Below are 13,515 nucleotides of genomic sequence, written 5' to 3' on the forward strand. Positions count from 1 at the left end.
ACTAGAAAGCTATCGTCAATTTCTGCAACAACATGGGGTAAAACTCAATACAGGAATAAACGAGCCAGAAGATCAATTTGGATTAATGCTTATGGCATACGCTATGTTGTTGGAAAATAATCACCATGTAACGGCAAAACAATTAATTGATGAACATTTGTTAAGTTGGTCATCAGCCTATTTAAAAAAGCTACAGAAAAGCCAGATTAGCCCATTTTATCAAGCGTTAGCGGTAATTGCTGAGCAATATTTACACATGCTGTGATTAACATCTTACGCAAACCGATTCAATCTAATGTGGTTATTTTGGGCAAATATTCATTGGCATCACTCATTGGGTATAACTTGCCATACCATAACATTGCAGCTTTTAGCGTAATCGGTATAATCGCTATTATGATTTATTTAAAATAGATATTATTAATGTTAGCTTATTTACAACTCATGCGATTGGATAAGCCAATTGGATCATTGCTTTTACTCTGGCCCACACTTTGGGCTATTTGGCTTACGGGTCATCCATCTACTTATATTACTATTATTTTTGTGCTTGGCGTGTTTGTTATGCGCTCGGCAGGTTGTGTCGTGAATGATTATGCCGATCGCCACTTTGATGCACACGTTGAGCGAACAAAAAACCGCCCCCTTGCTCGAGGTGCATTAACCGAAAAAAACGCACTATGGACGCTATTGGTCTTATTACTGATAGCGCTTTGTTTATTATTAAATTTAAATAAGCTGTCATGGCTAATTGCTTGCTTTGCGTTACTTACCGCACTCATTTACCCTTTCATGAAGCGTTACACCCATTTACCACAAGTCACCTTAGGCCTCGCATTTAGTTGGAGTATTCCGATGGTATATGCAGCAACCATTGAACAGTTCCCCTTAACGTGCTGGATACTTTTCTTGACTAATATCTGTTGGACAATTGCTTACGATACCCAATATGCGATGGTTGATCGTAATGATGATATAAAAATTGGCATCAAATCCACGGCTATTTTATTTGGCAATTATGATAAATTAATTATTGGATTATTACAGATAATATCTGTTATTGGCTTGTTATTTATTGGTTTAGTCAATCAGTTATCGCTGATGTTTTATATGGCTTTATTATTGGTTATAGGACTACTTATTTACCAACAATGGCTAATAAAAAATCGAGATAGAAACAAATGTTTTAGTGCCTTTATGAATAATAATTATGTTGGTTTTATTATTTTTTTAGGCTTGTTGTTTGCTTGACAATGAGCCCTAAACTAGATCGCTCGTGAACAGAGGTTAACAAGTGCAGTATAAATCACTTAAAAAAACTTAATAAAATCAATGTTTTTTCTGACTTTTTTTGAGGGTAAAAATGCTTTATTTTAAAAGCTAGTATGGTTTCTGAAGCCCTCATCAATATCTTATTATATCAGCAAATCTCAAAATACTCGAAACAAAGCAACACTAAATACTCTCCATATATCACATTTGCTTTTAATAAAAAATCGTTCAGTTTTAAAATGGCAAGAATATTGGCACTAGTGCAATATCAACTGCCATCACCAAAAACGTTAATGGCACGCCAATTTTGACAAAATCTCCAAAGCTATAGCCTCCAGGTGCTACTACCATGGTTTTAATTGGTGAAGACACTGGCGTAATAAATGACGCTGATGTTGCAATGGCTACCGTCATAGCAAATGGGTATGGCGAATAGCCAAATTTTAATGCTAAATCAATAGCAATTGGTGCAATTAAAATGGCTGTTGCGGTATTGGATATAAATAAGCCAATTGTTGAGCATAATAAAAAAATAAATGTTAGTACCATATAAGGACCAAAATGGCGCAGGTGGATTTCGAGCCATGCGGATATAAGTGATATCCCTCCTGTTTTATTGAGTGCTAATGCAAAGGGCATCATACCAATGATTAAAATTAATGTTGGCCAGTGGATTGCTCGGTAAGCGCTGGCCATGTCAATGCACCGTGTTGCACCCATTAATAAGCAGGCAATGAGTGCAGCTACGACATTTGGTACAATACCTGTAACCATTAATAGAATCATTATGGCTAAATTAATTAATGCTGCATATGCCTGTGAACTTGCTGGTGCAACATCATCAATATCTGATGGGTAATCTAATACAACAAAATCGCTTGTTCGTGTTTGTAGTTTTTGGATCGATCCCCAGTCACCACACACTAATAATGTATCGCTCATTTCTAGGCGCTCTTGGAATAAGTTGTTGGTTTCAACAGGGGCATGATTGCGCCAGATGCCAATGACAGTTAGGAAATATTTTCCCCTAAAATTAATTTCATTGAGTGTTTTACCACATAATGTTGATTCTGGTAATAGTGCAACTTCGGCCATGCCGACTTCTTTAACTTGTTCTGAAAAATATTCGCCACGTAATATTTTCGGTTCAAGGTTATTGGTGGTTAAAAAAGTGCGGTAGTCGGCTTCAGAATGAGACATGTCAAGTAATAGAATGTCATTTTCACGAAATTCAGTTGAGCCATTAACGGGGATTAGTACTTTTTGGAATTTTCGCCAGCGCTCAATACCAATTACATTTACGCCGTGTTCACTACGTAGATGTAAACCATCGATAGTGCGCCCCACAAAAGGTGAGCCAGCGAATATTTGTGCTCGGTGTGCACGGCCAATTAATTTATAGTCTCGAATTAAATCGGTTATTTTTCGCCTTTGTGGCTGAGTATTGGTGAGTGAGGTCTGTTCCGCTGAAAGTAACCAATTTCGAGTTAAGATACAGTAAATGATACCAACTGCTAAAACACCTAAACCAATTGGTGTAATTGAAAAAAAACCAAATTCAGTTAGTTTAAAGTGGCTCAGTTCACTGTTGACAACTAGGTTGGGGGCTGTGGCCACTAAAGTCATCATGCCACTAATTAAAGCAGCAATACAAAGTGGCATCATTAATTTTTTTACATGAATGCCTGTATGATTAGCTATGCTAATGGCAACAGGGATGAAAATAGCAACAACGCCTGTTGAGCTCATTACTGAGCCGAGCAAGGCAACGCCTAACATGATATAGATAATAATACGGATATCGTTTTTGCCTGCTATTTTAAGAATATACTCACTCATTTTGTATGAGATACCTGTTCTTACAAGGCTTTCTCCAATTATAAATAGTAATGCAATTAGGATTATGTTGGGATCACTAAAGCCTGCTAATGCTTCTGATGGCGTGAGTACGCCAGTGATGGTAATGGCTGTAATTGTCAGTAATGCAATAATGTCCATTCTTAATTTGCTCAATGAGAATAGCATAATTGCAATAAACAATAATAAGCAGACAGTAATCAGTGGCGAATATTGGGAAAAAGAGCTCGGTAAAAAGGCAGTAATCGATGACATTAAATTATGTCCAGATGGCGATTGTTCCACGGAATATCACTCTATTGTTTCGAGAAGATTTTCGACATAATACCTTGGTTTATTGCAATAGGGAATATCTTCACACAAAGTTTGTTATGCAATAAGCGGGCAAGTGTTCTGTTCATTGCTTGTTTTTTAGCATTTATTGCTGTTTATTTTAAAGGCTATTCGCGTTATTTCAAAGTGGGTGCATGTTCGTCATGAAGAAGTCGGTGCTTTTGCTGCAGGAGCTGAAGCTTATTTGACCGATCAAATCACTGCTTGTGCTGGCTCTTGTGGGCCAGGCAGTTTGCATTTTATTAATGGTATTTATGAAGCACAACGTAATCGAGTTCCTGTTATTTTGTTAGCAAGCCAGCTTGTTACTTCACAGCAAGGAACAGATTTCCCACAAGAAGTTGATTTTGAAACGTTATATAAAAATTGTTCTGTATTTTGTCGGCAAATCAATGATCCTACTCAAGTAAGAGAAATCACTACAGCAGCCATTCAAACGGCAATTAACCAACGAGGCGTAGCCGTTTTAGTCATTCCGTATAATGTGAGTTTAGAGAAAGTGGAGGATAATAGCCGCCGTAAAATTTATCATCCTCACCCTATTATTCGTCCATCTGATCAAGAACTTAGCAAAATTGCCAGTATGTTAAATAAAAATAATAAAGTGACTATTTTTGCAGGGCAAGGTGTCTATGAAGCTCATGATGAGCTCATTGCTTTAGCTCATAAATTAAAATCGCCTATTGTACATACTTCGAGAGCTAAAGACTTTGTTGAATATGATAACCCTTACAATGTTGGCATGACAGGAATGTTTGGCGTTGAGTCAGGGACCACCGCAATAAAAGAATGTGATGTGCTTTTAATGTTAGGTGCTGATTTTGCATGGTCACAATTCTACCCAGATAATGCTGCTATTATTCAAGTTGATATTGATGCAACTCACCTTGGACGGCGGCATCCTGTTGATATCGGTGTAGTTGGGAGTTGTAAACCGGCTTTGGCAACACTGCTACCTTTAGTTGATGAGAAACAAGATGATGAATTTTTAGGGTTATGCCAAAAATTGTACACCAAATCAATGAAAAAATTGAATAAAAAAACGATTCCTTCTCGCTCAACCATTCATCCTCAATATTTAACTGAACTTATTGATAAATATGCAACTGATGATGCTGTACTTTGTGCTGATGTCGGTTCGGCAATGGTTTGGGCTTGTCGCCATTTTAATACCAATGGCAAAAGACGCACCGTAATCAGTTTAAAACATGGCACAATGGCTAATGCGATGCCACAAGCTTTAGGAGTACAAAAAGCATTTCCAAATCGGCAAGTGATCTCCTTGTCAGGAGATGGCGGTATAAGTATGTTGCTGGGCGATTTATTAACCACAATTCAAGAACAGTTGCCTATAAAAATTATTGTACTAAATAATAGCTCGCTTAACTTTGTTGAATTAGAGCAAAAATCGGAAGGGTTAGTTGATCACTATACTGACTTAAAAAATCCTGATTTTGCAAGACTTGCTGATTCAATCTTTTTTCTATCAGGGTGAATGATTCTGATTTACTTGAATCTGCTGTGCAATCATTTTTAGCTCACTCTGGTCCAGCGTTATTAGATGTTAAAACCAGTGCTAATGAACTTGTTATGCCCCCTGAAATCCACGCATCGCAAGTAATGGGAATGGCACTTTATGGTGTCAAAGCCTCATTACATGGAAAAATGGGGGAAGTGGTAAATTTATTGGTAGATAATTTTATAAAGAAATAATTTATTTATACCGATAAATTTATTTATAAAGAAGTTTCAGCTAATACCTAATTTTTAGTCTATTTTCTTAAGATTTCTGCCACTGTATGTGGCAGATTAAACGTATTAAAAGCTAACCGCACCTTCTTCTGCGGTAGTTAAATTTTCTCTGATAATGGTAAATAGCTCTCTTCCATAACTAAGATGCGAATCGGTTAATTCGAAAGGGTAAGGTGTACGTTTAGCTAATTCTGCTTCGTCAACTAATAGGGTTATTTCACCTGTTTGCCCATTTACACGGATCATGTCGCCATTTTGTACTTTACTAAGTAAACCGCCATCATAAGCTTCAGGGGTAACATGGATCGCTGCTGGAACTTTTCCTGATGCGCCTGATAATCGACCGTCAGTTAATAATGCAACTTTGTAACCTTTATCTTGTAGCACACCTAGCGGTGTTATCAATTTGTGTAATTCTGGCATACCAATGGCTTTGGGTCCTTGATAACGCACAACAACCACGCAGTCTTTATCTAACTTACCGGCCTTATATTCAGCATCTAAATCATATTGGTTATTAAAAATGACTGCAGGTGCTTCAATAATTTGGTGTTCAGACGCAACTGCCGATGTTTTCATTATTGCACGGCCAAGATTGCCAGACATCACTTTTAATCCGCCATGTGAATTAAACGGTTTTTGGATTGAGGCAATCACGCTATCATCTAATGATTTTGTTGGGCCATCGCGAAAGATGAGTTTACCATTTTCTAAAATAGGCTCTTGGGTATAACGGCTAAGTCCATGCCCTACCACGGTTTGTACATTTTCGTGTAATAAACCTCCTGCCAATAATTCTCTAACCAATAAAGATGTGCCTCCAGCAGCTTGAAAATAGTTGATATCAGCAGGTCCATTTGGGTAAATTCGACAAATTAAGGGTACTACGGTGGACAGGTCTGAAATATCATCCCAGTTAATGATAATTCCCGCAGCTTTAGCCATGGCTACAATGTGCATAGTTAAATTGGTTGATCCCCCAGTGGCAAGTAATGCCACTAAGCCATTAATGATGACTTTTTCATCAACCATTTTACCAACGGGCATATAATTACCCGATTGGCTAGTTAGGCGAGTGATCTGTTTAGCAGCAGCATTAGTTAATTCAAAACGTAATGCTGTTTCAGGATGAACAAATGCCGCGCCAGGTAAATGTAACCCCATTAATTCCATTACCATTTGGTTGCTATTGGCTGTACCATAAAAGGTGCAAGTGCCACTAGTATGGTAAGAAGCTGATTCAGACTCAAGCAAATCTTCACGCGAGGCTTTACCTTCCGAATAAAGTTGGCGGATACGCACTTTTTCTTTATTTGATAGCCCTGATGGCATTGGTCCAGCAGGAACAAAAATGGCAGGTAAATGCCCAAAAGTTAATGCACCAACCAATAAGCCAGGCACGATTTTATCGCAAATGCCAAGGTATAGTGCGCCATCAAACATATTATGTGAAAGCCCAATTGCTACCGACATGGCTATGACATCACGACTCATTAATGATAATTCCATTCCAGGTTCGCCTTGAGTTACCCCGTCGCACATAGCCGGCACACCACCAGCCATTTGGCCAACAGCGCCAACTTCGTGAAGTACTTTGCGGATTTGTTCAGGATAGCATTCGTAAGGCTTGTGCGCTGAAAGCATATCATTGTAGGAATTAATAATGCCAATATTACTTTTTAAGATGTTTTTTAGATCGTTTTTATCATTAATACAACAAGCCGCAAAACCATGGGCTAAATTACTGCATGGCAAACTAGAGCGGGTGACTTTTTTAATCATCGCGTGTTCTATTTTTTGTAAATAAGCTTGGCGAGTCGCTTTAGAACGCTCAATAATACGTTGAGTTACAGCTTGAATGATGCGATTCACATTAACCTCTTAAATTATCATTGTTATCTTTTCAATTTTATTTATATTATTCACAGTTACATATTGAACGTATGACTTGCTCTGTATCATTGACAACATCAGTTAATGGTTGCTCAATGTTAACCGTATAGACATTTTTTTCATGAATCGTTGGCTCTTCTAGCGTGTCAAATTGTGATTGTAGCATTTCGCTTTTTTGGTAATGGCCTTTACGTTTAGCTAATCGCTTAGCAATGACGTCATAGCTTCCTTTTAGATAAATAAAGTGAATGTTTTTATTTTCACCACGAATAATATCTCGGTATTTTCGTTTTAACGCTGAGCAGATAATAATTGAAACATCATTAACATTGCACATTGCAAATGCGGCATTGCTAATTAGGTTAAGCCAAGGCATTCGATCTTCATCGTTTAATGATGTGCCATTTTGCATTTTTAAAATACTGGCTTTAGGGTGCAAAAAATCGCCATCTAAAAAAGACGCATCAAGGTTATAAGCTACTTGCTTGGCAACCGCTGATTTACCACAACCTGACACACCCATTAATACAAAAATTGGTTTATCTTGTGTTGTCATAGTAAACTCTTCCACCTATTTTGTTACTGGTAACATGTTACAAATTAAGATTTTTTTTGCAATTTAAAAAAGTTTATTTTGTGATCTGGATCAGGTTTTTCTTTTGATTTTTAAATAGATAGAACTTTTGTTGTTTCAGATACTATCAAATAATATGTACGACAATCTAGGATTGATTGTTTAGCGGTAGCAATTGGTTTTTCTACTTATAAGGTATATAAAGGCCCAGCAAATGGGATTCTGATTGTTTAGTCAAAATTAAAAGAAACTTAATTAAAAGAAACTAAGATAGGTATCTCTGTTAAATCGCCTTGCCGTTAATCGAGCTGCAAAGTTCAAAACAATGGGGTGTTTTACTTATTTTTTGTAAAAAATATTCAGGATACTATACCATTTTAACAGTGGAGATAATGTATTACATCAACTTCAAATTAACAACTTATAGCGAGCAAGGAAAGTAATTGCACAATGACTAACCATTTATTACATCCTAAAGTTGTTGTGCTTATTTAGACTTGAGATACACCAGTAACTCCTCTTTTTATACTTAACCATCTATTTGTCTGAGTCTTTTTGGTAAAATCAATGTTTTAAATAGCCACGTCGTTCACTTTCTTTTATAATGTTGTTCTATTTTTGCCTATGTTTAGCTTAAAAAGAGTAATTAGCATGAAAATTTTAGCTGGTTCTTCTGCTTTATCTGCATTTCGTATAAGTAAAATCCTATCTGTTTGCCGTGAAAAATCCATCCCCGTTATTAATATTGACGCGCAATATATTCATTTTATTGATCTGTTTAAAGATTTAACGAGTGATGACCAGTTGACGCTTGATAAGTTATTGCAATATGGCCCTAAATCAACGCAAGTAAATGGTGAGCATAAAACCCAAAGACAACTCTTTTTAGTGGCGCCTCGTGCCGGAACGATTTCACCTTGGTCATCAAAAGCAACCGATATCGCGCATAATTGTGGGTTAACGCAGGTTCATCGAATTGAGCGGGGTATTGCGTATTATGTTAAAATGGGTAGCCCTTTTACTCAAGTACAGCAAGTCGCTTTTGAAAGCTTGATTCATGATCGCATGATGGAAACGGTATTTACGGATTTTGCTCAAGCAGAAAAATTATTTAAAGCCGATAAACCAGCACCAGTAACGGTAATTGATTTATTAGGACAAGGTCACCAAGCATTAAACGAAGCAAATCTTAAATTAGGATTAGCATTAGCCCATGATGAAATTGATTATTTGGTTGAGAATTTCCAAAAATTAAACCGTAATCCAACGGATATTGAACTTTATATGTTTGCTCAAGCAAACTCTGAACATTGTCGGCATAAGATTTTTAATGCTGACTGGATTATTGATGGTGTGAAGCAACCCAAATCATTGTTTAAGATGATAAAGAATACTTTTGAACATACGCCAGATTATGTGTCATCCGCTTATAAAGATAATGCCGCGGTTATGGACGGATCTAAAGTCGGGCGTTTTTTTGCTGATAATGACAATCAAACTTATCGATATCATCAAGAATTTGCTGATATTTTAATGAAAGTTGAAACGCATAATCACCCAACAGCCATATCTCCTTGGCCAGGAGCTGCAACGGGAAGTGGTGGTGAAATTCGTGATGAAGGGGCAACGGGAAGAGGTGCTAAGCCCAAAGCAGGATTAGTCGGATTTTCCGTTTCTAACTTACGCATTCCTCATTTTGAACAGCCTTGGGAACAAGATTTTGGTAAGCCTGATCGTATTGTTAGCGCGTTTGATATTATGATGGAAGGTCCGCTTGGTGGTGCTGCTTTCAATAATGAATTTGGGCGACCAGCTCTATTAGGGTATTTTCGTACCTATGAAGAAAAGGTTAATAGCCATAATGGTGAAGAGCTTCGCGGTTATCATAAGCCTATTATGCTAGCAGGCGGTATTGGTAATATTCGCCATGAACATATTCAAAAAGGTGAGTTTCCTGCAGGCTCTAAATTGATTGTTTTAGGTGGCCCAGCTATGAATATTGGGCTTGGTGGTGGCGCGGCTTCATCAATGACATCTGGTCAGTCGGATGCGGATCTTGATTTTGCTTCTGTTCAGCGAGATAACCCAGAAATGGAACGTCGTTGTCAGGAAGTTATCGATCGTTGTTGGCAACTTGGCGAAGATAACCCTATCTTATTTATTCATGATGTGGGCGCAGGTGGTTTATCTAATGCGATGCCCGAACTGGTTAGTGATGGTGGCTGTGGGGGGCAATTTGAACTCCGCAAAATACTTAGCGATGAACCCAGCATGTCACCGCTAGAAATTTGGTGTAATGAATCACAAGAGCGTTATGTTCTTGCTATTCATCCCGATAAATTAGCGCTGTTTGATGAACTCTGTCAGCGTGAACGAGCACCTTATGCCGTTATTGGTGAGGCAACCGTCAATAAAGCTGTGATTTTACATGACGAACATTTTAATAATAACCCGATAGCTTTGCCGTTAGATGTTTTATTGGGAAAAACACCAAAAATGTTACGTGAGGTGAAATCTAGGCAAGCCGAAGGCGATCGTTTTTCCACATCGGATATTAATTTATATGATGCCGTAAAGCGTGTGCTACATTTGCCCGTTGTAGCGGAAAAAACATTTTTAATTACGATTGGTGACCGTTCTGTAAGCGGTATGGTTGCTCGAGATCAAATGGTTGGACCTTGGCAAGTACCCGTGGCCGATTGTGCTGTTACAACAGCAAGCTTTGATAGCTATTATGGTGAAGCCATGTCAATGGGTGAGCGAGCGCCAGTAGCCTTACTTAATTATGCCGCATCAGCACGTTTAGCTGTTGGTGAGGCAATTACCAATATTGCGGCGACCAATATTGGTGATATTAAGCGTATTAAGCTTTCGGCTAACTGGATGGCAGCAGCTGGGCATCCAGGCGAAGATGCTGGTCTTTACCAAGCAGTTAAAGCTATTGGTGAAGAGTTATGCCCTGCATTAGGCTTAGCCATTCCAGTTGGTAAAGATTCCATGTCAATGAAAACCACATGGCAACAAGATGGTGAGCAGAAAACGGTAACCTCACCATTGTCGTTAGTGATTTCTGCATTTGCTCGCGTGGAAGATGTGCGCAAAACCGTCACACCACAACTTGATACAGATGAAGATAATTTATTATTATTTGTTGATTTATCAAAAGGTCATCAAGCATTAGGTGCAACCGCATTAGCACAAGTTTATCGTCACCTAGGGCAAAGAACGGCTGATGTTCACGATGCCAAAGAATTAGCTTCTTTTTATCAAGCTATCCAAACGTTAATAGCTAAAAAATCTTTACTTGCTTACCATGATCGTTCCGATGGTGGTTTATTGGTTACTTTGGCAGAAATGGCATTTGCTGGGCATTGTGGTATTGATGTTGATATTTATTCCCTTGGTCGTGATGTGATTGCTTCTTTATTTAATGAGGAGCTAGGCGCAGTTATTCAAATTCGAGGCAGTGATTTAGATGAAGTCATGAATTGCTTTAAGCAGTTTGGGCTTTCTCATGCTATTCATCAGTTAGGATCGGCTAAAGCTGGTCAGCAATTCATTGTGCGTAATAATACCTCGATGGTATACAGCGAATCACGTTCAACTTTAAGAACATGGTGGGCAGAAACGACATGGCAGATGCAACGCTTACGAGATAATCCTGAATGTGCAGATCAAGAACATCAAGCTAAACAGAATGAAGACGATCCGGGCTTGAATGTGAAGCTTACCTTTGATCCAATGCAAGATATTGCCGCGCCTTATATAGCCAAAGGGAGCAAACCGAAAGTGGCAATTTTACGTGAGCAAGGTGTTAATTCTCATGTTGAAATGGCTGCTGCATTTGATAGGGCTGGCTTTGAAGCAGTCGATGTGCATATGACAGATTTACTTTCAGGTCGCATTACGCTTAGCCAATTTAATACACTGGTGGCTTGTGGCGGTTTTTCTTATGGTGATGTTTTAGGGGCTGGTGAAGGCTGGGCTAAATCAATTTTATTTAACGAAAAAGTACGTGATGAATTTGAGCAATTCTTCCATCGTCAAGATACCCTATCACTAGGGGTTTGTAACGGTTGTCAGATGATGTCGAATTTAAAGGATTTAATTCCGGGCGCTGATTTGTGGCCTCGTTTTGTACGCAATTTATCCGAGCGTTTCGAAGCGCGCTTTAGCTTAGTGCAAATTCAACCTAGCCCTTCATTATTCTTTACTGATATGAATGGCTCACATATGCCAATTGCGGTTTCACACGGGGAAGGGCGTGTTGAGGTCTGCGATGATAGTCATCTTCACAAATTAGAAACCTCTGGATTAATTGCAGTACGCTATATTGACCACTTTGGCAAAGTAACTCAACAATACCCTGCCAATCCAAATGGCTCGCCAAATGGTATTACTGCCGTAACATCCAAAGATGGACGTGTAACCATTATGATGCCACATCCCGAGCGAGTATTTAGGACTGTGACCAATTCATGGCATCCTGATAACTGGGGCGAAGATAGTCCTTGGATGCGAATGTTCCGTAATGTGCGTAAGCAACTTGGGTAAGTTCAGTTCACACTAAAAACAATATCGCCGATGATAACATCGGCGATTTTTTTATGATTGTTGTTTACAAAGATTAAGCTTGCGCTGATTGTTTTTGTCTTTGAGTTAATGACTTAGCTAACCGGTTATTCATTTTTTGTAATAATTGTTCAGTTGTTTCCCAACTAATACAAGCATCAGTAACAGACACACCATATTTCAAGTTTTCTTGTGGTTGCTCTGATGGTTGATTCCCTTCAAATAAATTACTTTCAATCATCACACCAATAATGGAATTATTACCTTTTTCGATTTGATCAATAATAGTATCAGCAACAATCGGTTGGTTACGATAATCTTTATTAGAATTGGCATGGCTACAGTCAATCATTAAATTAGGTAATAAACCTGCCTTTTGCATTTGTGTTTCACACACTGCGACATTTTCAGCATCAAAATTAGGTGTTTTACCGCCACGTAAAATAACATGTCCATGCGGATTACCCATAGTTTGTAATATTGTAACCTGCCCTTGTTGATTAATACCAACAAAGCGGTGCGCCATAGATGCAGATTTCATTGCATTAATTGCCACATCTAAGCTACCATCGGTTCCATTTTTAAAACCAACCGGCATGGATAGCCCTGAAGCCATTTCTCGATGCGTTTGGGATTCAGTTGTTCTTGCTCCGATTGCTGACCAACTAATTAAATCACCAATATATTGCGGAGTATTAGGATCTAACGCTTCGGTTGCAATTGGTAAACCAATTTTAGTGATATCCAGTAGTAATTTACGTGCTTTTTTTAATCCATGTTCAATATCAAATGAACTATCCATATGAGGATCGTTAATCATACCTTTCCAACCCACGGTTGTTCTAGGTTTTTCAAAATAGACACGCATGACGATAAATAAATTATCTTTCACTTCGTCCGATAGCTTTTTTAATTTATGTGCATATTCAAGTGCTGCCTCAGTATCATGAATAGAGCAAGGACCACATACGATAAGCAATCGATGATCTCGACGCTCTAAAATATCAACGATAGTTTGTCTTGATAAGGCAATTTGGTTTTCTAGATCGTGGGATAACGGGTAAAGCTGTTTTATTTCTTCAGGTGTGATTAACATGTGTTCATCTTTAATTCGGACATTATTTAGCGTATCTTTTAACATTTTGCTTTCCTTGTTAAAACCATTTAAATATTTTATATGTAAAATATTAATTACATAGACGACTAGTATGTAAACACAAAATTACATAATAGTAAATAAAATTCTTATTGTTTGCTTAGAA

Annotated in this window: 9 protein-coding genes; 5 read left to right on the plus strand and 4 right to left on the minus strand. The window is 38.1% G+C overall.

All coding sequences use genetic code 11. From position 1 onward, the window contains the following. Together A9G30_RS04120 and ubiA are read left to right on the plus strand one after the other, a co-directional pair. Positions 1-265, plus strand: a 265-nt coding sequence (locus tag A9G30_RS04120) for a molecular chaperone TorD family protein (protein ID WP_176700838.1), incomplete at its 5' end; no start/stop codon positions are given. A gap of 158 nt (positions 266-423) precedes the next feature. Then, positions 424-1,251: a 4-hydroxybenzoate octaprenyltransferase gene (gene ubiA / locus A9G30_RS04125; protein ID WP_065588150.1), complete on the plus strand. Its 828-nt coding sequence runs from the start codon at positions 424-426 to the stop codon at positions 1,249-1,251. Between the two features lie 255 nt (positions 1,252-1,506). Here the strand turns inward: ubiA and A9G30_RS04130 are convergent, their stop codons facing one another. Then, entirely contained in the window at positions 1,507-3,384 is a 1,878-nt protein-coding gene (locus A9G30_RS04130) for an SLC13 family permease (RefSeq protein ID WP_081295640.1), read from the minus strand. A gap of 166 nt (positions 3,385-3,550) precedes the next feature. On the opposite strand from A9G30_RS04130, the gene A9G30_RS04135 reads away from it, so the two are divergent. Next, a complete protein-coding gene (locus A9G30_RS04135; protein WP_065588151.1) occupies positions 3,551-4,957 on the plus strand; it encodes a thiamine pyrophosphate-dependent enzyme in 1,407 nt (468 codons plus the stop codon). After that, positions 4,954-5,175, plus strand: a complete 222-nt coding sequence (locus tag A9G30_RS13145; RefSeq protein ID WP_065588152.1) for a hypothetical protein — start codon at positions 4,954-4,956, stop codon at positions 5,173-5,175. Before A9G30_RS04135 ends, A9G30_RS13145 begins: the two co-directional genes overlap by 4 nt. Before the next feature lie 105 nt (positions 5,176-5,280). On the opposite strand, the gene edd is transcribed toward A9G30_RS13145, so the two are convergent. Beyond that, complete coding sequence (gene edd, locus A9G30_RS04145; protein ID WP_065588153.1) at positions 5,281-7,086, minus strand: phosphogluconate dehydratase; 1,806 nt, start codon at positions 7,084-7,086, stop codon at positions 5,281-5,283. Positions 7,087-7,132: 46 nt separating this feature from the next. Further along, positions 7,133-7,663, minus strand: a complete 531-nt coding sequence (locus tag A9G30_RS04150) for a gluconokinase, GntK/IdnK-type (RefSeq protein WP_065588154.1) — start codon at positions 7,661-7,663, stop codon at positions 7,133-7,135. Between the two features lie 669 nt (positions 7,664-8,332). Between A9G30_RS04150 and purL the strand changes: the two genes are divergently transcribed. Further along, complete coding sequence (gene purL / locus A9G30_RS04155) at positions 8,333-12,235, plus strand: phosphoribosylformylglycinamidine synthase (RefSeq protein ID WP_065588155.1); 3,903 nt, start codon at positions 8,333-8,335, stop codon at positions 12,233-12,235. Positions 12,236-12,308: 73 nt separating this feature from the next. Here purL and A9G30_RS04160 read toward each other — a convergent pair whose 3' ends face one another. After that, on the minus strand, positions 12,309-13,394 hold the full coding sequence (locus A9G30_RS04160; protein WP_065588156.1) for a 3-deoxy-7-phosphoheptulonate synthase: 1,086 nt from the start codon (positions 13,392-13,394) through the stop codon (positions 12,309-12,311). Positions 13,395-13,515: the final 121 nt, after the last annotated feature.

It is taken from the genome of Gilliamella sp. Fer4-1, assembly GCF_001690515.1.
Taxonomy (GTDB): Bacteria; Pseudomonadota; Gammaproteobacteria; order Enterobacterales; family Orbaceae; genus Gilliamella; species Gilliamella apicola_C.

What these genes read in the sequence shown, in the direction of transcription:
- A9G30_RS04130 (WP_081295640.1), bottom strand. Translation starts at nt 3,384, where the DNA reads ATGTCATCGATTACTGCCTTTTTACCGAGCTCTTTTTCCCAATATTCG.
- purL (WP_065588155.1), top strand. Translation starts at nt 8,333, where the DNA reads ATGAAAATTTTAGCTGGTTCTTCTGCTTTATCTGCATTTCGTATAAGT.
- A9G30_RS04160 (WP_065588156.1), bottom strand. Translation starts at nt 13,394, where the DNA reads ATGTTAAAAGATACGCTAAATAATGTCCGAATTAAAGATGAACACATG.
- ubiA (WP_065588150.1), top strand. Translation starts at nt 424, where the DNA reads ATGTTAGCTTATTTACAACTCATGCGATTGGATAAGCCAATTGGATCA.
- A9G30_RS04150 (WP_065588154.1), bottom strand. Translation starts at nt 7,663, where the DNA reads ATGACAACACAAGATAAACCAATTTTTGTATTAATGGGTGTGTCAGGT.